Source organism: Faecalibacter bovis (genome assembly GCF_017948305.1).
In the GTDB taxonomy this organism is placed as follows: Bacteria; Bacteroidota; Bacteroidia; order Flavobacteriales; family Weeksellaceae; genus Empedobacter; species Empedobacter bovis.
Genome location: NZ_CP072842.1, coordinates 1,956,684 through 1,977,319, shown reverse-complemented (window position 1 = coordinate 1,977,319; position 20,636 = coordinate 1,956,684). Strand labels below are relative to the sequence as shown.

Annotated in this window: 18 protein-coding genes; 4 read left to right on the top strand and 14 right to left on the bottom strand. The window is 31.1% G+C overall.

Going from position 1 to position 20,636, the window contains the following annotated elements; all coding sequences use genetic code 11:
* The first annotated feature begins 261 nt into the window (after nucleotides 1-261).
* Nucleotides 262-1,077 carry a hypothetical protein gene (locus J9309_RS09480; protein ID WP_230475651.1) on the top strand — a complete coding sequence of 272 codons (816 nt, stop codon included), beginning with the start codon at nucleotides 262-264 and terminating at the stop codon, nucleotides 1,075-1,077.
* Nucleotides 1,078-1,330: 253 nt separating this feature from the next.
* Here J9309_RS09480 and J9309_RS09475 read toward each other — a convergent pair whose 3' ends face one another.
* Both J9309_RS09475 and J9309_RS09470 read right to left on the bottom strand, forming a co-directional pair.
* The gene (locus J9309_RS09475) at nucleotides 1,331-1,627 is read right to left on the bottom strand and encodes a Dabb family protein (protein WP_230475649.1); all 297 of its coding nucleotides are present in this window, start codon (nucleotides 1,625-1,627) and stop codon (nucleotides 1,331-1,333) included.
* A gap of 16 nt (nucleotides 1,628-1,643) precedes the next feature.
* Nucleotides 1,644-2,951, bottom strand: a complete 1,308-nt coding sequence (locus J9309_RS09470) for a DEAD/DEAH box helicase (protein WP_230475647.1) — start codon at nucleotides 2,949-2,951, stop codon at nucleotides 1,644-1,646.
* A gap of 294 nt (nucleotides 2,952-3,245) precedes the next feature.
* Between J9309_RS09470 and J9309_RS09465 the strand changes: the two genes are divergently transcribed.
* On the top strand, nucleotides 3,246-3,692 hold the full coding sequence (locus tag J9309_RS09465) for a DUF6591 domain-containing protein (protein WP_230475646.1): 447 nt from the start codon (nucleotides 3,246-3,248) through the stop codon (nucleotides 3,690-3,692).
* Nucleotides 3,693-3,749: 57 nt separating this feature from the next.
* On the opposite strand, the gene J9309_RS09460 is transcribed toward J9309_RS09465, so the two are convergent.
* The 10 genes from J9309_RS09460 to J9309_RS09415 form a co-directional block, all read right to left on the bottom strand.
* Entirely contained in the window at nucleotides 3,750-5,522 is a 1,773-nt protein-coding gene (locus tag J9309_RS09460) for an AMP-dependent synthetase/ligase (protein ID WP_230475644.1), read from the bottom strand.
* A 226-nt stretch (nucleotides 5,523-5,748) separates the two neighbouring features.
* The gene (locus J9309_RS09455) at nucleotides 5,749-7,524 is read right to left on the bottom strand and encodes an AMP-dependent synthetase/ligase (protein WP_230475642.1); all 1,776 of its coding nucleotides are present in this window, start codon (nucleotides 7,522-7,524) and stop codon (nucleotides 5,749-5,751) included.
* 229 nt (nucleotides 7,525-7,753) lie between these two features.
* Nucleotides 7,754-9,520, bottom strand: a complete 1,767-nt coding sequence (locus tag J9309_RS09450) for an AMP-dependent synthetase/ligase (RefSeq protein WP_230475641.1) — start codon at nucleotides 9,518-9,520, stop codon at nucleotides 7,754-7,756.
* Nucleotides 9,521-9,738: 218 nt separating this feature from the next.
* Nucleotides 9,739-11,505: an AMP-dependent synthetase/ligase gene (locus J9309_RS09445; RefSeq protein WP_230475640.1), complete on the bottom strand. Its 1,767-nt coding sequence runs from the start codon at nucleotides 11,503-11,505 to the stop codon at nucleotides 9,739-9,741.
* 165 nt (nucleotides 11,506-11,670) lie between these two features.
* The gene (locus J9309_RS09440) at nucleotides 11,671-12,327 is read right to left on the bottom strand and encodes a DUF2461 domain-containing protein (protein ID WP_230475639.1); all 657 of its coding nucleotides are present in this window, start codon (nucleotides 12,325-12,327) and stop codon (nucleotides 11,671-11,673) included.
* Between the two features lie 3 nt (nucleotides 12,328-12,330).
* Nucleotides 12,331-12,792: a DUF1801 domain-containing protein gene (locus tag J9309_RS09435; protein WP_230475638.1), complete on the bottom strand. Its 462-nt coding sequence runs from the start codon at nucleotides 12,790-12,792 to the stop codon at nucleotides 12,331-12,333.
* Nucleotides 12,792-13,733, bottom strand: coding sequence for a DUF1801 domain-containing protein (locus J9309_RS09430; RefSeq protein WP_230475637.1), 942 nt, complete (start codon nucleotides 13,731-13,733; stop codon nucleotides 12,792-12,794). Before J9309_RS09430 ends, J9309_RS09435 begins: the two co-directional genes overlap by 1 nt.
* Before the next feature lie 3 nt (nucleotides 13,734-13,736).
* Nucleotides 13,737-14,132, bottom strand: coding sequence for a VOC family protein (locus tag J9309_RS09425; RefSeq protein WP_230475636.1), 396 nt, complete (start codon nucleotides 14,130-14,132; stop codon nucleotides 13,737-13,739).
* 21 nt (nucleotides 14,133-14,153) lie between these two features.
* On the bottom strand, nucleotides 14,154-14,600 hold the full coding sequence (locus J9309_RS09420; protein WP_230475634.1) for an SRPBCC family protein: 447 nt from the start codon (nucleotides 14,598-14,600) through the stop codon (nucleotides 14,154-14,156).
* A gap of 162 nt (nucleotides 14,601-14,762) precedes the next feature.
* Nucleotides 14,763-15,779 carry a WD40/YVTN/BNR-like repeat-containing protein gene (locus tag J9309_RS09415; protein WP_230475633.1) on the bottom strand — a complete coding sequence of 339 codons (1,017 nt, stop codon included), beginning with the start codon at nucleotides 15,777-15,779 and terminating at the stop codon, nucleotides 14,763-14,765.
* 119 nt (nucleotides 15,780-15,898) lie between these two features.
* Between J9309_RS09415 and J9309_RS09410 the strand changes: the two genes are divergently transcribed.
* Nucleotides 15,899-16,402, top strand: coding sequence for a hypothetical protein (locus tag J9309_RS09410; RefSeq protein ID WP_230475631.1), 504 nt, complete (start codon nucleotides 15,899-15,901; stop codon nucleotides 16,400-16,402).
* A gap of 40 nt (nucleotides 16,403-16,442) precedes the next feature.
* On the opposite strand, the gene J9309_RS09405 is transcribed toward J9309_RS09410, so the two are convergent.
* Complete coding sequence (locus J9309_RS09405; RefSeq protein WP_230475630.1) at nucleotides 16,443-18,056, bottom strand: glycoside hydrolase family 10 protein; 1,614 nt, start codon at nucleotides 18,054-18,056, stop codon at nucleotides 16,443-16,445.
* A gap of 166 nt (nucleotides 18,057-18,222) precedes the next feature.
* A complete protein-coding gene (locus tag J9309_RS09400) occupies nucleotides 18,223-19,239 on the bottom strand; it encodes a PTS transporter subunit IIC (RefSeq protein ID WP_230475628.1) in 1,017 nt (338 codons plus the stop codon).
* A gap of 166 nt (nucleotides 19,240-19,405) precedes the next feature.
* Here J9309_RS09400 and J9309_RS09395 point away from each other — a divergent pair, with 166 nt between their 5' ends.
* Complete coding sequence (locus J9309_RS09395; protein WP_230475626.1) at nucleotides 19,406-20,632, top strand: PQQ-dependent sugar dehydrogenase; 1,227 nt, start codon at nucleotides 19,406-19,408, stop codon at nucleotides 20,630-20,632.
* Nucleotides 20,633-20,636 lie beyond the last annotated feature (4 nt).

Sequence of the window (20,636 nt, the reverse complement as noted above, 5' to 3'; positions counted from 1 at the left end):
GATAATTTTATTATTGAATCTACAAACAATACAACTAGTAATGATGGAGCTTTAACGTTTAGACCTTCAAAGTTCGAAAATGGTGTTATTAGCAATGTTAGAAATGGTGACTCATTAGGTACAATTGGATTCGCTGGTTATGCAAATAACACTTTTTATAATCGTGCAAATATTTCAACATCCATTACAGGTGATGTAAATGGTACAAGTATACCTACTTCTTTAACTTTTAGTACTGGAATTACGGATATTTTAGAAAGGATGAGAATTTCACCTACTGGTAATGTGGGTATTGGAACAATAGATCCACTTATAAAATTACATGTGGTTGGGAATTCATTCACAACTCAAAATATTGGTTTAGGAAGCAAATTATATTTCAATAACGAAAATTTAGCAACACCAACTGTATATATTCACAAACTAAATTCAAGTGAACCAAATATTGAATCATATGGTGCTTTTAATATCAGAAACCCTAGTGAAACAACTACAACTCATAATCTACGTATTTTTGATAGGCCGAATGATACTACTCCATCATTTGCAATCAATAAATCTGGTGTACTTTTACTAGGTAGTGGAGGTACAAGTAGTCCTGATGTGAGAATATCTAGAGGAGGTCCAAACTGGGTGAGATTTCAAAATACAATGCTAACAATATCTCGTGATGTAAACGAACCTATTAGTTCACCAGGTTTACGATTTTCAAGACAGGATTTACACTCAACAAGTAATCCTTACGCTAATTTTGAAATTATGATGTCAGGAAAATTGCGTTGGGGTGATGCATTAAGCGTTCCTGATTTATCTTTAGAGAGAAATCCTGATGGATTCTTAAAATTAGAAGGTGTTAAATATGATGGTGCTACAGGTGTAAGGTATTTAACGTACGACACAACTGATAAGTTAATTAAAATGACTAGCATTCCTCCTACTTCTCCTAGATGGGAAATAATTGATTCAGAATCCAGAGAAATGATTGATAGTTTAAATACTAAAATAACATCGCTAGAAGATAAAATTCGTGATCTTGAACTTAAAATAGAAAGGTTAATTGATAGACAAAATCCATAAATAAGGAATTAAACATCAATCGATACATATAGAAATATTACGTGTTATTATTCATATTGAATTTTAAATTAAATTTGAATTGGCTCCAAAATTTTAGGCTCTTTTGGGGCTTTTTAAAATGACCAAAATCTGCGTCTATTTTAAAAGCATAAAACCTTCAAAAATGAATTGTTCATCAACTATATTTTAAGAAGAATAAATCGATTTAAAACAAAAAAAAACCGAGTTTTTCAACTCGGTTTTTTTATCTTATTTAATCAGCATCGTAGATTAATACTCGTTTTGCTAATTTATTTGGCCCATTTAAAAAAGCTATATGATCTGGATGTTTTTGATATTTTTCAAAGTCTTCCATCGTTTCGAATGCAGCGAATAATGAAAATGAGTAAGATGCATCAATTACATCTCTTTCTATCGCAGCAGGAGTTCCTACATGAAAAAAAGCTGATGGCGCAATTGGTTCTAAATCCAATAATGCTTGATGAAATAATTTCACTTCTTCATCAGTTGCATCATCTTTTAACCAAAATAATACGTGGTGTGCTAACATAGTTTTCTTATTTTATTTAGTAAGCAATTTGCATTTTTACCTTCTTGTTCTTCACTTTTTGTCCATTCAATTTCTTCAATAACTCAGGAACTTTTTTACGATTAATCGCAACATAAGAAGTTGTATCTTTTACCTCAATAATACCAACATCATTCTTATCTAATTCTCCTTTTTTGAACAAAAATCCAACAATATCTACTTTATTGACTTTGTCTTTTTTACCTGCAGAAATATAAATGGTTTGATAAGGCGTACGAGCCGGAATTGGATATTCGCCCGAAATATCTTCAACTTCTAATTTCTTATCTACAAAAGGAAAATTTTCTTCGTTACTAATTACCAAATAAACTGTCCCTTTCGCTTTCATACGAGCTGTACGACCGTTACGGTGAATAAAAGCATCTTCTTTTGGTGGCAATTGGTAATGGATAATTGTATCAACTTCTGGAATATCTAATCCACGCGCAGCTAAATCTGTCGTAATTAAAACACGAACCGAATCATTTCTAAATTTTAATAACGCACGTTCACGCTCATCTTGTTCCATTCCACCATGAAAACTTTCACGAGCAATTCCCATTTCTCGTAATAAATCGCTGATACGTGTTACTGCATCACGGTGATTACAGAAAATCAACATTCGTTGGTTACCTAACTTACAAATCAATTTGAATAATGAATCTAATTTCTCTTCAGAAATTGTGTTAATCTGTTTCATCTTCAAATTAGGTTTAACTTCTTTATTCTTTAAGAAATTAATTACTTTATGATTTTCTAACCCTGCAAAATCAGGAATATCTTTCATTTCAGTAGCTGAAGTTAAAATGCGATGTTGCAAATTCTTCATCTCAAAAATGATTGATGACATATCAGATTGAAATCCAAATTCTAATGCTTTATCAAACTCATCTAAAACTAAAGTTTTAATTGTAGTTGGATCAAAATTTTCGTTGCGTAAATGATATGCAATTCTACCAGGCGTACCAACTAAAACAGCAGGCGCTTCTAATAAATTATTTTGTTCAATCTTCGTATTATGACCTCCATAACAACATGTTACTTTAAAACCTGTTTTCATTGATTTGAAAACTTCTTCAATTTGTAAAGCTAACTCACGAGCCGGAACCATAATCAACGTTTGAACACCTTTTACATTCGGATCTAAATCTCTTAAAACTGGAAATAAGAAACCTAATGTTTTACCAGAACCTGTTGGTGATAATAAAATAATATCTTGATTATCTCCCGAAAATTCGAAAGCATTACGCTGCATCGCGTTCATGTCCTCGATGCCTAAATTTTTATATATTTCTTGGAATTGCATTAATTATTAAGTATTTGCATTAATTGTATTTTTAATATAATTACGATTTACAATAATTATGAACTATTGGTCAATTATCAAAAAATACAAAACGCTCAGTTGTCCTGAACGCTACTGCAAATATAAGCAATTATAAAACAAGGTTGATGTTTAGATTTTGAACTCTTGGTTCAAATTATTATCATGCGGAATGAATTGACGAGTTAGATTAAATATTAGTTAAATCTTTAAAATACTCACATTTTATAATTAGGTATTGATACATTTGGAAGTTTGTTAAATACATAAACAATTATGAAAATAAAAACGACTTTTATATCTTCATTATTCGTGCTGATTACTTTTACATCTTGCTCGAATGAAAAAGAATCGACTGAGTTGATTGGAGATGTCGCATCAATTTTAAATACAGTAAATGAAATCTCAGGAGAGTCTGAAAAAGAAAATTCTGAAGAAAATAATAATGAAAATGAATCTTCAGAAGAAATTTCTACTAATGGAAATGAAGATGTTGATCAATTACTAAATGAATATGAATCATACATTAATGAGTATTCAAAATTAGCTGAAATAGCTGAAAGTGGAGATCCTACATTACTTTTAGAATATGCTACAAAATTGGATAAAGCAAAAGAATTAAAAGAAATGATTCAACAAGCAAAAGAAGAAAATAATTTGACTGATGAACAAATTTCAAGATTAATTAAGCTTCAATCTCAAGTAAAAGAATTAGCTCAATAAGCTATTATAATTCAGTTTAAAATATCAAATAAAAAAGCCCACAAAATGTGGGCTTCTTTATTTAAAAATATTTTCAATTTCAGTTTTATAATTTTCAGCGATTACTTTACGTTTTTTCTTTAACGTTGGTGTTAATTCGCCATTTTCAATCGTGAATTCATTCGGAATAATTACACATTTTTTTAATTGTTCCCAGTTTCCAAAGAACTTGTTTGCATTACGAACCTCTTGATTGATTTTCTTTTGAATTTCTGCATGTTTTAAAAACTCAGTTTTCGATAAAGAAACAATTTCTGGAGACGCATCCTGAGCCCATTCTTTTAAACTTACATAATTCGGAACAATTAAAGCTGAAGGAAATTTTTCTCCATCACCCACAACCATCGCTTGTTCGATGAATTTAGATTCTGTTAATTTATTTTCAATCGGAGCTGGAACAACATATTTTCCACCCGAAATTTTGAACATTTCTTTCTTACGGTCGATAATTTTTAAGAAGTGCTTTTCTTCCCAAACCCCAATATCTCCAGTATGTAACCAACCATATTTTAAAACTTCGTCTGTCGCTTCTTGATTTTTGTAGTAACCCATCATCACATTTGGTCCTTTTACTAAAATCTCTCCATCCTCCGCAATTTTGATTTCTACATCTAAAACAGCTGAACCAACAGTTCCGATTCTTAAACCTAATTTGTTAGGATTATTTACAGATATTAATGGTGATGCTTCAGTCATTCCATACCCTTCGAAGAAAGGTAAACCAGCAGCTAAAAATACACGAGCAATACGACCTTGTAATGAAGCAGAACCTGAAATAATACTTTCAAAATTACCACCTAAAGCATCGTAAAATTTATTTAAAACTAATTTACGAGCAACTGCTAACTTCATATTATAAGCTAATGATCTTTTAGAAGCGTCTGGCTCATATTCTGCAGCAACTTCCACAGCCCAATCAAAAATCTTACGTTTAGTACCTGTTAAATTACTTCCCGTTTTCATGATTTTTTCGTACACTTTTTCCATCAAACGTGGAACCGAAGTCATGATATGTGGCTTAACTTCACTGATGTTATCACCAATTTTTTCTAATCCTTCCGCAAAATATACGCTGATACCAATGTGTAAATAAGTATAGATAACCATACGCTCGTAAGCATGACACGGAGGTAAAAAAGTTAATCCACGTGCGTCGCCTTGAACCAGTTTAGTAACTTCACGAGCCGCTAAAAAATTAGATACCATATTTTTGTGCGATAACATCACACCTTTTGGTTTCCCTGTTGTACCAGAAGTATAAATTAAAGTCGCTAAATCTGTTTCCTTTATAGCTGCGCTTAATGTATCGATAACAGACTCTGGAGTATCTTGTCCAATCTGAAATAATTCAGACCAGTTTCTAGAATCTGGAAATTCATTAATAGCAAAAACATGGCGTAAACTAAAAATTGAATCAACCATTCCGTTGATTCTTGTATATAAATTTTTATTACTAACGATACACAATTCAATTTCTGCATCATTAAAAATAAACTGATATTCAGCATCTGTAATATTTGGATAAATTGCTACAACAACTCCTCCAATTTGTTGAATAGCAAAATCAATAACATGCCACTCGTATCTACTTTCACAAATTAAACCTACTCTATCTCCTGGTTTAACACCTAATGCTAATAAACCTTTAGACAGTTTTCTCGTTTGTTCTATATATTCATTTGTTTTAGTAAACTTCCATTCACCATCAATTTTTGATGCAAACATATCATGATTAGGCCATAATTCAGCCTGACGATATGCTAAATCAAATATTCTCGTAGGATTATTCATCTCGTATTATTTATATTTTTCCACTATATAAAATGCAGGCAAATCTCGTAATATTTTTCCATAATATTAAACTTTCACAATCATTTTGATTAAAAATGGGTAAAATACAGTGACTTAATCTCTTTTTAAATATTTGTATTATAATTGATTATTGACTAAATACTTTGCAAATAATTCTTTTAAAAGACATAAAAAAAGACCATTAAAAAATGGTCTTTTATAAATTTTATTTGAAAATATTCTCTATTTCAGTTTTATATTTTTCAGCAATTACTTTTCTTTTTTTCTTTAAAGTTGGTGTTAATTCACCTCCTTCGATTGTAAACTCATCAGAAATGATAACACATTTTTTTAACTGTTCCCAATTTCCAAAAAATTGGTTTGCTTGTCTAATTTCTTGATTAATTTTCTTTTGAACCTCAGATTGCTTGTAAAATTCAATCTTTGGTAATTTCGCAATTTCTGGAGCAGCAACTTCTGCCCACTCTTTTAAATTTGCAAAATTTGGAACAATTAAAGCTGATGGAAATTTTTCACCATCACCCACAACCATTGCTTGATCAATGAAATTAGATTCAGTTAATTTATTTTCAATCGGTGCAGGAACAACATATTTCCCACCAGAAATTTTAAACATTTCTTTCTTACGATCGATAATTTTTAAGAATTTCCCTTCACCTTCAATCCAAGTTCCAATATCACCTGTATGTAACCATCCATCAATAATAACTTCAGCAGTTGCTTCTGGATTTTTGTAATATCCCATCATTACGTTTGGACCTTTTACTAAAATTTCTCCATCTTCAGCCAACTTAACCTCAACACCAGAAATTGGCGAACCAACTGTACCGATACGCACCCCTAAACGATAAGGATTATTAACTGTAATTAATGGAGAAGTTTCTGTCATTCCGTAACCTTCATAAAAAGGTAATCCTGACGCCATAAATACACGAGCAATACGACCCTGTAAAGACGCACTTCCTGAAATGATATTTTTGAAATTACCACCTAATGCTTCGTAAAATTTATTTAAAACTAATTTACGAGCAACCGCCAACTTCATGTTATATGCCAATGAACGTTTTGATGCATCTGGCTCATATTCTGCAGCAACCTCAACAGCCCAATCAAAAATCTTACGTTTAGTACCAGTTAAAGTACTTCCTGTTTTTATAATTTTTTCGTACACTTTTTCCATCAAACGAGGAACGGCCGTCATAATATGCGGTTTCACTTCACTGATGTTTTCACCAATTTTTTCTAAACCTTCAGCAAAATAAACATTGATACCTAAGTTTAAATAACAGTAAATTACAGTACGTTCGTAAGCATGACAAGGAGGTAAAAAAGTTAATCCTCTTGTTCCAGGTTCTAAAACTAACAATTCATTAGAAGCCTTGAAATTAGAAACCATGTTGTTGTGCGACAACATAACTCCTTTAGGACGCCCTGAAGTTCCTGAAGTATAAATTAAAGTAGCTAAATCAGTAGGACGAACAGCTTGACTTAAATTAGAAACATATTCATCTGAAATATCTTGACCAATTTTTATTAATTCAGTCCAATTTCTAGAATCAGGAAATTCGTTGATCGCAAAAATGTATTGTAAATTGAACATTGAGTCCATTAATTTACTAATACGATTATATAAATTTTTATTGCTAACGATACATAGACTAATTTCAGCATCGTTAAAAATAAATTGATATTCAGCATCTGTTATATTTGGATAAACTGCCACTACAACAGCTCCAATTTGCTGAATAGCAAAATCGATAACATGCCATTCGTAACGGCTTTCACAAACTAATCCAACTTTATCACCAGGTTTTATACCTAATGCCAAAAGCCCTTTTGAAATAGCTTTGGTTTGTTCAATAAACTCAGAAGGTTTTGTAAATTTCCATTCACCATCTATTTTAGTAGCAAACATATTATTGTCAGGCCATAATTCAGCTTGACGGTATGCTAAATCAAATATTCTTGTCGGATTATTCATCAATTATATTTTTTCCAAAAATGTTTGCAAATTTCGTGATATTTTTTCACAATAATAAACTTTTACAAGATTTCGTTACATCAACACAACTAATCGATTGTAATTAAGTAAGATATAAAATAAATCTGAATAATTAGTATTAAAAATGATGAATATCGAAAATTGATTAGATAAAAAAAGTGATTCGAAACTATATTCAAACCACTTTTTTATAAACTAAATGTTTTAATTATTGATAGATCATCTCTATCTCATTCTTATATTTTGCAGCAATTACTTTACGTTTTAGTTTTAATGTTGGCGTTAATTCTCCTCCATCAATCGTAAATTCGTTAGGAATAATTGCGAATTTTTTAATCTTTTCCCAATTCCCAAAATGGATATTTCCTTTCTCAACTTCTGACATAATTTTGTTATAAACAGTTTCAGATTTTAAGAATTCATCTTTTGATAATGATAATAAGTCTTTCGCATTTGCTTTTGCCCAATCCATTAAATTTTGATAAGAAGGAACAATTAAAGCTGCAGGAAATTTATGAGTCTCGCCAACGACCATCATTTGCTCGATAAAATCTGACTCAACCATTTTTGATTCAATCGCTGTAGGAACAATATATTTTCCACCTGAAGTTTTAAACATTTCCTTTTTACGATCGACTATTTTTAGAAACTTACCATCAATAATTTCTCCGATATCACCTGTATATAACCAACCATCTTTCAAAACTTCTGCAGTAGCTTCCGGATTATTGTAATATCCTAACATGACATTTGGACCTTTTACCATAATTTCGCAATCACTTGCTAATTTAAATTCCACACCAGGAATTGCAGGTCCAACAGTTCCGATTAGCACTCCGTCTTGATAAGAATTTACAGAAATTAAAGGTGAAGCTTCAGTTAAACCATAACCTTCGTAGACATTAACTTTGGCCGCAAAATACAAACGCATCAGCCGTTGATTAAGAGCCGCACTTCCAGAACAAACTGCTCCTAAATTTCCTCCTAAACCTTTTTTCCATTTCGAAAGAACTAGTTTATGTGCAATCGCGTATTTAATATCGTAAAAGAAATCGCGTTTCGTTGGATCTGGATCATACGCTTCTCCTACTTCAACAGACCAAAAGAATAATTTACGTTTTATACCTGATAATTCATTTCCTTTAGCCATGATTTTCTCATAAACCTTTTCTAATAAACGCGGAACAGCAGAAATCATATGAGGTTGAATTTCTTTCATATTTTCTCCGATAGTTTCCATCGATTCGGCATAATATACTTGCATTCCTTTGTACATGTATAAATACTGAATCATTCGTTCGTAAGCGTGACAAGCTGGTAGAAATGTAAGTGATTTATCGTATGCTTTAGTTGGTGTAGGACGATCAGCAGCCATCGAATTACTTAAAATGTTTTTGTGCGATAACATTACTCCTTTAGGATTACCTGTAGTTCCTGAAGTGTAAATTAATGTCACTAAATCATCTTCTTGTACTGCATCTTTCGCAACCTCAACTTCAGTTTGATTGATTGTATTTCCTGCATCAATTAATTCATTCCAATTTGTTTTACCTGGAGATGGATTAATCATATACAATCTTTCTAAAGTAGGTAAGTTAGATTTTAGATTGTTAATACGATCATATAAATTATCAGTGCTAACCAAACAAACTTTGATGTTAGCGTCTTTAAAAATATATTCGTAATCAGCATCAGAGATATTTGGATAAATTGCCACGACAACACCACCTACTTGTTGAATAGCGAAATCGATAACATTCCATTCTAAACGATTCTCGGAAATTAAACCAACTTTCTCACCTTGTTTTACACCTATTGCAATAAGACCTCTTGAGACTTCATTTACCATGTCGATAAATTGCTTAGAAGTAATTGCTTTCCATTGCCCATTAACTTTTGTATTAAGCATATTTAGGTTTGGAAATAACTCTAATTGTCGGTAAGGTAAATCAAACAATCGTTTAGGTTGATTCATAATTTTTTATTTATTGTAATGATAAAAACAAATATCAATTAAAAATTTAAATTTCCTATGCAAGAATAATAAATTTTTAAAAATTCATACTTATTTATTCCAAATGCGTAATTAATCCACAATATTAGCCACAATTATTGAAATATTAATAAATAATATTAACACTATTTTATCTAAATAAGACAGATAAAAAAAGCTTCCAATTGGAAGCTTCTGAATTATTTAGCATATATTTTTTGAATAACTGAATCAAATTTTTGAGAAATTATTTTTCGTTTCAATTTTAAAGTTGGTGTTAATTCGCCAGTTTCAACTGTAAATTCATTCGGAAGAATTGCAAATTGTTTTATTTTTTCCCAGTTTCCGAAATGACTATTTGAACTATCAACTTCGTTCTGAATTTTTGAAACAATTTTTTCGTGATTTAAGAATTCTTCTTTTGGCAAATTAATTAAATCTGGATTTTCAGTTTTAGCCCAATCCAATAAGTTGGTGTAACTCGAAACAATTAATGCCGCAGGATAATGTTTACCTTCTCCTACTACCATCGCTTGCTCAATAAACTTAGATTCCACCATTTTTTTCTCGATTTGCTGGGGAACAATGTATTTACCTCCTGAAGTTTTGAACATTTCTTTTTTTCTATCAATAATCTTCAAAAACTTACCTTGAAAAACTCCAATATCACCAGTGTGTAACCAACCATCTTTTAAGACTTCTGCTGTGGCTTCAGGATTTTTGTAATAACCCTTCATTACATTATCTCCTTTGACTAAAATCTCACCATCATCAGCCAATTTCACATCAATATTAATCAATGGAATACCAACAGTTCCTATTTTTAACCCACGCTTTATACAATTTACAGAAACACAAGGTGCAGCTTCTGTTAAACCATAACCTTCCCAAATTGGAATACCAGCAGCTAAATAAATTTTAAGCAAACGTTCTTGTAAGGTAGCACTACCCGATGCAACTCCTTTCACGTTTCCACCAAGCGCTTCTCTCCATTTAGAAAAAATAAGTTTTCTGGCAATTTTTAGTTGAAATTTATACCAGGCAGATAATTTTGTTTCATCTTCATTGTACTGCTCGCCTAATTTTATAGCCCAGAAAAATAATGCACGTTTTACTCCAGTTAATTGTTCTCCAGTGGCCATAATTTTATCAAAAACTTTTTCCAAAACACGCGGAACAGCAGAAAAAATATGTGGTTTAACCTCTTTCATATTTTCTCCAATCACTTCCATGGATTCAGCATAAAAAATGGTAACACCCATATAAATATATACATACTGAAAAACACGTTCGTAAGCGTGACAAGCAGGTAGAAAAGACAAAGCACGATCGTAAGCTGTAATAGGAAAAGAATATTCAGAACTAACTACATCTGATATTAAATTTTTATGAGACAACATTACTCCTTTCGGATCGCCTGTTGTACCAGATGTATAAATAATTGTAGCAATATCGTCTTCGCTTACATTAGCCTTATAATCTTTGATAATATCATTTTGAACATATAAACCTTCTTTGATCATCTCGAACCAATGAGGAATATGAGGATATGAATTGAAGGTATAAACTTTTTGAAGTGTTGGAATTTTATCTTTAATGTTCAGTAATCGTTGATACAATAAATCTGAACTTACTAAACATAATTTAACCTCAGCGTGATTGAAAATATATTCGTAATCATTATCTGAAATATTAGGATAAACTGCAACCACCACAGCGCCTAATTGTTGGATAGCAAAATCAACTAAATTCCATTCCAATCTATTTTCGCTAATCATTGCAACTTTATCTCCAGGTCTAACACCCGAGGCATATAATCCTTTGGATATGTTATTGACGCGCTGAATAAAGTCTTTTGTCTTAATTCCTTGCCAAACACCATCAGTTTTAGAACTAAAAATATCTATTTCTCTGTACTTTTCTAACTGAAAATATGGAAGGTCGAAAACTCTTATTGGTTTGTTCATTTGTAGATTTTGTATAAAAATCAAATTTCGGCAAATTATTATTGTAATAAAAGACATTTAAGCCTTATTTAACAATTTTGAAATTTGTTTTGAATGAAAAAAAATAAAAATACCGAACCAATTTAAATTCTAAAAGCGTTATAAATTCCTTGTTTAAAATTGAATTTATATTATTGATTCTCCATTTTCGTTCGTGGTTAAAACTTCCGTCATGTAATTGTAAAATGGTAATAAGCTTTGATAAGCTTCTACCACCTTTTGAGGAAAATCTTGATCAAAGATTTCATGATCGTCAAACTTTTTAATGAATAGAAATTGTTTTTTTCTAAGTAACTCAATACGTTCATGATCTTTTGGAAATCCTTTAGGTGCTGTCTTTAATTCATCTCCATATAAGTTCCCGAATGTATTTAACAATACTTTGTCTTCTAATAATATTTCTAAAGTTGCAGACGAATCTATTGCTTTTCTAATGCGCAATAAATCATCTTTTTCTGGTCCCCAAAAACCACCACCAATAAAACAATTATCTTTTTCGAAATGGATATAAAATCCACCTCTTTTTTCAGGTTTCTTACGTCCTACAAAAGCAGAAAAATGATTTTTATAAGGCGTTTTATCTAAAGAAAAACGAATATCTCGGTAAATACGATATTTTTTCAATGGTTGCAAAACTTCAACTTCTGACAAAGCTTCATAAACCTCATCAAAAATTAAATCTGCTTCTTTTTTTGCTGTTTCAAATTTTGGCTTATGCGCTGCAAACCATTCTCTATTATTATTTTTTTCAAGCTGACTTAGAAAGTCTAAAAAATTTGCCATCGATTATTTTTTTGATTTTAGAAGACTCTCGTACAAATTTACATATTCTTCCACAGTAAATTTAGTCGCTAATTCTGCTATTAAATCATAAGGAATATCGTCTACTTTTTTAAAACGAATGCAACTTTTTCCCATGTCTAATTTCTTTTTCGAATGATTTTTAAATTCAGTTGTGAACCAATCCAAAACCTCTTGATTCATGTAAATTCCCATGTGATAAATTGCTATGTGATTCTTTTGAGAAGCCAAACCGATAAATGGTAAAGGTTGAGTTGAATCGCAATGATAACCTTTGGCATAAATTGAAAAAGGCACTACAAATCCAACATGACCATAACTAATATGTTCGGAAAATCCTGTCGGTAAATTTGCTTTTATGGTTTGATATAATTTCTCGAAACCTACTTTTCGCTCATCTGGAAGTTCTTTAAAATACTCCTCTGTATTACTTACTGTATATTGCATTAGCTTTTGTATTTATCGTGTAAACCTTTTCCTTCCAAAATGATTGGTTTAATTTTATTCAAGCGATTAATTTTGGTTTTCTCTTGTTTAGCTTCGTCAATGTATTCGATGTAATCTTTACGTCGTCCAGGTGTTAGCGCAAAAAAAGCTTGATGTAAATCTTGATCTTGTTCTAACGCTTCTTTCAGTATACCTTGTGGTTCTTTAGGTGGTTCTTTAGGTGGTTCTTTTACAAGAATTAATTCTTTTCCTTCTTTAGCTATCTGGATGGCTTCTTTGATATAACTTTCTATCAATTTTGTATCTAAATCTTCAATACTTTTGAAACGCCATTGGCGTAAAGCTTTCGTTTTTTCTTCGTTGGCTGAAATCAAGACTTTAGCTTTATCTTCTAAAAAAACTCCATTATGAAACCATAATGAATAGTGATTTTTAAAACCACTAAAAGCCAATACATTTTTACCATTGTAGGTATAAATATCTCCACCCCATTTAAATTCTTTTACCAAATCAGTTTTAGAAACAATTTCTACTAATTTATTGGTAATATCAGCATATTGATCGTGGTATTTTTTCCAATCCGGAACTTCCTTATTTTTTAAAATTTCTACTTTATGAAGGATTATTTTTTGAAGCGTATCAAATGGAATCTCTTGATCTAATTGAATTTGAATTGTTCCTTTTGAAGTCTTATAATTTTTTAAATCATCTTTATAAAGTTCAATCATATCTTCTCCAGGATAAATGCCTACATGATTTTTGAACATCGCAAAATGAATCAAATTACCATTCAATTTATACGTTGGCATTTTATAATTGATTGTCGGTTTCGCCTCTGGAACTAAGTTTTGAATAAAATTTGAAAGTGAATGTAGGATATTCTTTTTATCTCCTTCAAAAGTGTCTATATATTCTTCGATTGTTGAAAAAACATTCGCCATCGCTTAAGAATTAAAATCTCCTAAACCGAAAACTGCACCAGCTGGATCAGAAACAATCACATAAAAATAAGAACCGTCTTTTTTACGCGCTTCGTGGATTAATTTACCACCCAATTCTAATACTTTATTTAAAGAATATTCAACATTTTCTACATTAATATACATAATCCATTGCGATGGTAAATGACTATGTTTCCCTCTTTTATTACAAATTCCGGCAGAACCTTCGCCGTCGATTCCCATTCCATAATCCACATAATCATCCTCTCCATCTTTCATCGGCACAGGATTTTCTTCCCAACCAACAACTTCTTTATAGAAATCTTTTATTTGATCCGCATTTTCTACCGTTAAATCAGACCAAAGTATTTTACCAAATTTATTTTTGTTTTCGCCCATTTATAATTATTGTATTTAAGATTAAGGTTTCATAAAATCAAATGCACCTGTGCGTAAATTGATTCCATATTCTAAACTTGCTTTCATACACGCTAAGAAATTTGCCCAACCACCGGTTTGTCTCATTGCAGTTTCTATACCTTCTTTATCCGAATTAAATTCGTGTTCAATGACATTAACAACTGTAAAATCTTCACCAAATTTTTCAAGATAAATTTCTACCATCATATTATCTTCGCCGCCGCTCCAATCGAAAGAAATATACTCGTTGGGTTTCATCAAAATTCCGGTAACCGGGAAAGTGTCATTAAATTCAGGAAATTTCCAAATTACAGTTTTGTAAGCTTCTAAAGGACCTGATGAAGATTCGATAAAATAAGTACTCATTTTATCGGGCATAATAATGGATTCGTAAACCTCTTGGATAGGCCTTAAAATTTGAATACTTGCTTGTGCTGTTATCTTCATAAACTCTTGATTTTATTCTATCTAATTTAGATAAAATATGTTTGATAAATGGGAATTTAAAATAGATAAAACACATTAAAACAACAAATTAAAATAGTTTAAAATAATTATAATAAAAAAATCCAGCATGATTGCTGGATTTATATTATAAATGGAAATTCATTAGAATGTAACCTTTCCTATTTTACCTTTATTACCGACTAAAATAACTGATTTTTTATCAGGTGAAGCAATGCACGTGTTGTAACTATCTTTGGTAATATTTTTCCAATTATGTCCACCATCAATAGAATAATCAACACCTGAATAACCACATACAATTACTTTATCTTTACTTAAAATGGCAACGCCTGATTTGTAACCTTCAGGATATTTCCAAGAATCTATAAAATTAATCTGATTATTTACAATCTTGAATTTATACAAATTGTATTTAGAATCTGTTGGTTTTGTATAGTCACCACCAACCATATAACCTATATTGTTTGTAGCATCGTACGCCATGCCATTAACTCCTGCTGTTGTTGACGATGATTTTTCTAACGAATATAATTGTCCTCCTTTAGCTGTGTAACGATAAACGTTAGATGCGACACCTCCAGAAACTATTAATACTTGATTTTCATCAGCATAAATATTACTTCCACTCGAAGCAAAAAAAGCTTCTTTAGGATTTTTTAAACGCAAAGGTTGATTCATTACCGATTTAGAAACTTCCCATTTCGTTGGATCAGTTAAAGTTGAAGTTACTAAAAATGGTTTACCAACTTCTATCGGATCACCTAAAGCATAAATTTTCTTCGATTTCTTATCCACATACAACGCGTCTAAAAACACACCTTTTTGGTTATTTTCATACACTTTTGTCCATGTTTTTCCACCATCTTTCGTTAATAACAAATAAGCTGGAGAATCAATTCCCATTGCTAAATAAGTATCCTTACCTAAAATTTCGATGTCACGAAAATCTCTATTTTGAACAACCGTTGGATTAATCCATTTGAATGTTTTTCCACCATCCGTTGTTTTTCCAATTGTATTTTTAGATCCAGATACAACAAAATTAGTTGCAGATTCTATCGCTAAACCTCGAAAACTGACATCAGTTTTTTCTTCGTTGATGATTTTATAGGTTTGTGCTAATGAAAAACTTGATAATAATAAAAATAAATATTTCATACAGGTAAATAATTACATAACACAAGATAAAGATTTATATTACATTAAAATTAATATAATTGTAATAATTCGGATTATTTGGTATAAGGTTTGAATTATCTTTAGAAAAAATAAAACATATGAAAAAATTACTACCCCTATTTTTGATTGCACTATTTAGTGTTTTTGTAGTGAGTTGTACAACTGACGATGACAACTTTACACAAGATACTGATACGATTTCTTCAGTATATGATCTAAAAAATGTGAACTTCACATATGATAACGGTTATAACATTTTCAGACAATTTCAAGTTCCGTTGTATAACAGTGATGTTGTTTTAATCTACAGACAATCTGCAACAGTTAGTGGTAATCCAGTTTGGGAGCTTTTACCTAAAACGTATTATTTATCAAATGGTGATGAAGTAGATTATACTTTTGATTTTACAGTTAATGATATTACAATTTATGCTGGTGGAACATTTGATTTAACTGGAACTGAATTTATAAGAAATCAAACGTTTAGAGTAGTTGTAATTCCTGCTAATTTTGGAAGATCTGCAAATGGAATTAATTTCGAAAATTATGATGAAGTAATAAATCATTACAACATTAACGATAAAGTGGTTAAAAATTTATAATACAAAAAAGGGATGTTTTACATCCCTTTTTTATTTTCTATTAATTAATTTTTTCTGCTGTGTAATCACTTTCATTACCTAAACGGTCAACCGCTTTTAAAGCAACTGCATTTAATTTTTTACCATTTTTAGTTTTAGATAATGAATGATATGTAGTATTCGGATTTAAGAAATGAGTTTCCCAATTCTCATTATATCTTGTAAATAATACCCACTGTGATATATTATTTGATTTTGATTCTTTCCAATTTACAACTACATCATTTGGTTGATTTGTAACTAAAATTTTAGGTTTAGATAATTTATCTGCCTTTATCCAATTCATCTTAGGAATCAAAGCTTTTGATTGATAAGGTCCATTTTTCAATGAACTTAACATCGAAGGATTTTTAGTTAATCCCGCAATACTCCAATGAATTACTCCCGGATGTTGATCTAAAATTTGATTAGAAATCTTTACTTGATTTACAATTTCAGTTGTACGATCAGCAGCTTTAACTTCAACCGTATTTAAACCTGGCCATAAGTGACGATTATGCGTATTTTCAGATTTCCACCATTCTAATAATTTAGGAAAAGGTTGACCTTTCGATTCGATTGGCCAATACAATTGAGGCGAAAAATAATCTACCCAACCTTTGTTCAACCACAATTTAGCATCAGCATATAATTCATCATACTGAGAAGAACCAGTAATTCCAGCAGGATAACCTGGTTTCCAAATACCGAATGGACTAATACCAAATTTAACGTGAGGTTTTTCTGCCTTTATTTCTCGGTATATACGCTCTATAATATAATTTACGTTATCACGACGCCAATCAGCACGAGCTAATTTTCCACCATTTTTTTGATACTGATTCCATGATGTATTATCAGGAAAATCTGCACCACCGTTATACGATGCGTATGGATAAAAATAATCATCAAAATGAACCCCGTCAATATCGTAACGAGAAACAATATCTTTTACCACATTAGAAACGTGATTTTGTGTGCGTTTATCCGCAGGATCAAACCAATACATTCCATTCTTAAGACGAACTACGTTTTCTGGGGCTTTTTTAACCATAGACTGACTTGTAACAGAACCTCCACTCGAATGATGCGCACGATATGGATTTAACCAAACATGCAATTCTAACCCACGTTTATGTGCTTCTTCAACCCAAAATTCCAAAGGATCGTAAAAAGGGTAAGGACTTTTTCCTATTTCGCTAGTTAAGAAATACGACCAAGGTTCGTAATTACTTTTATATAAAGCATCTCCTGAAGGACGAACTTGAAATATAACAGCGTTAAAATTATTAGATTCTAACATATCTAAAATTTTAATAGCTTCTTCTTTTTGCTGATCTGTTGTTAATGTACGCTTAGATGGCCAATTGATATTGGCTACCGTTGCTACCCAAGCAGCTCTAAATTCACGATTAATTTCAGGTAATGTCACTTTAAAAATCTCTTCTTTAGGTTGAGAGACTTGAGGTTTTGTGACAGTTGTACTTGGTGTTTCTCTAGGAACTACAGGTTTCGTGACAGGTTTAGAAACCTTTTTGTAAACCACCTTTTTAGTTGATTTATTCGTAGAACATGCAGTAAATGTTAGTGTAACAACACTTAACATCACCAATAAAGACTTATAATTAAATTTCATTTGAAATTAATTTCATTATTTATAATTGATTACTAAAGTATAAAATCTAAATCATACGCTTCAACTCTACTAGTTAATTATTTATTTTAATCGTTTATCTATTTTATAATATTAGAATTACATTTTGCAAGTTAAAAATTGATGTGAAATAAATACTTTAATTCATTCAGAAAATCTTTAAATCTCCATCTTTAATCCATTCTTTTTTCTTCATAAAAAAGTAAATGATATATGATAATATAGCTGGTAAAATAATTTGTAAACCTAAAATCGCTGTTAAAATATAAGTTTTCGAAAAATTAGTTTTCATTGCGTTGTAAGTTCCAATTTGCCCAACCAAACCACAACTTCCCATACCAGATTCTAAAGCTGTATTGGACATTCCAAAGTATATGATTGCAATCGGACTTATTATTGCTGAAGCTAAAGTTGGCGGAATCCAAATTTTCCAATTTTTATAAATATTAGGCATTTGTAACATACTTGTACCTAAACCTTGTGCCAAAACGCCTTTTATTCCGTTATCTTTAAAACTAATGGTTGCGAATCCAATCATTTGTGCACAACATCCAATTGTTGCAGCTCCTGCAGCTAATCCATCCAATTCTAACATCAAACATAATGCTGCTGAAGAAATTGGTAAAGTCAAAACCATACCCACAACAATTGCGATAACTACACCCATAATTAGAGGGTTTGCATCAGTAGATAATATAATTAGTTCGCCAATCCATTTCATTAATTGATTTACTGATGGACCAATAAATTGCGCCAAAATAACACCCACCAAAACGGTGACAATTGGTGTAATCACAATATCTATTCTAGTTTCTCCCACAACCATTTTACCTATTTCTACGGCAAAAATTGTGGCGATAAACACACCTAATGGACCACCAAGTTGGTACGCAGCAATACCAACAACTGCCGAAGAATACATGACTAATTGTGGCGCGCGCAAACTATATGCGATGGCTAAAGCAATTGCAGGTCCTGTCGCTTGATTGGCTACTGGCCAAACAACATCTTTTAAGAAAGCAATTCCCAATTCGTCACCTACAGTTTTTAAAATAGTCCCAACCAATAAAGTTGCAAACAAACCATAAGCCATTGCTCCCATTGCATCAATAAAATATCGTTTAGGAGATAACTCAATATCTTTTCTTTGAAGAAATTCTTTCATTTATAAATGATCAGTTTACAAATATCTATATTCTAATTCTGTAAACATTTTTTTATCACATTTTTTTAAAGTAAAATAATCCATTAATTATAAACTTGTTAGCTAAAATTAAAATGCTTAGAAATTTTAAAATTAAAATAGTAAATTCGGATTAAATAAAATATCCATGAAGAATCTTGCAACTTTAACATTATCAATGCTTATCTTATTTTCATGTACAAATAATAAAAAAAGCACTGAGAATACTGATATAAACGATAGCATTCCTAAAGAGACTGAAGCTGCGAATACTGAATATAAACCAGCATTTGAAGGCCAAACTCGCGCAAATTATATTAAGACTAAAAGTACTTATGATATAAGTATCGTCAATGAAAATTTAGGTTTACCTTGGGCTATTGTCAATTTACCTGATGGAAAGTTATTGATGACAGAAAAGTCGGGTCATATGATGATTATTGATTTACAAAAACCTTACGAATTAAAAAAAGTTACAGGTTTACCAAAGGTTAATCAATACAATCAAGGAGGATTATTAGATGTAATTTTAGATCCTAATTTCAAAGAAAATCGAACGATATATTGGACATTTTCTGAGCCTGCGATTGATGGAACCAAAAATGATCAAACTTCAATAGCAAAAGCAACTTTATCAGCAGACGAAACTAAGGTAGAAAATGTAAAAATAATTTACAGAACATTCCCTTCACACGATAGTGGTTTACATTACGGAAGCCGTTTAGTTTTTGATAAAAACGGATATTTATACGCTTCATTCGGAGAAAGATCTGATGAAGAAATGCGTAAATACGCACAAGATTTAAAATCGCCATTAGGAAAGATCATTCGAATTACAACTGATGGAAAACCTGCTCCTGGAAATCCATTTGCTTCAAATAAAGATGCTTTACCTGAAATATACAGTTTAGGTCACAGAAGCCCTCAAAGTTTAGCATTTAATGAAAAAGGTGAATTATGGGAAGTAGAACATGGTCCACGTGGAGGGGATGAATTAAATTTAATTCAACCTGGTAAAAACTATGGATGGCCTTTAATTACATACGGAATTGAATATGCTGGTGGAAAGATAGCAAATGGAGCTACTAAAAATGATGGTTTAGAACAACCTAACTATTATTGGGATCCTGTGATTGCACCAAGTGGAGCTGAATTTTACACTGGTTCGATAGACGAATGGAAAGGAAATTTATTTGTTGGTGGTATGATGAAACAAGCCTTAGTTCGTTTAGTTATTGAAGGAAATAAAGTTGTTGGTGAAGAGCATTTATTATTAGATCAAAAAGATCGTATTCGTGATATGGTAACTGGAACTGATGGACATTTATATGCTGTTGGTGATAATGGAAAACTATACCGAATCGCAAAAAAATAATTTC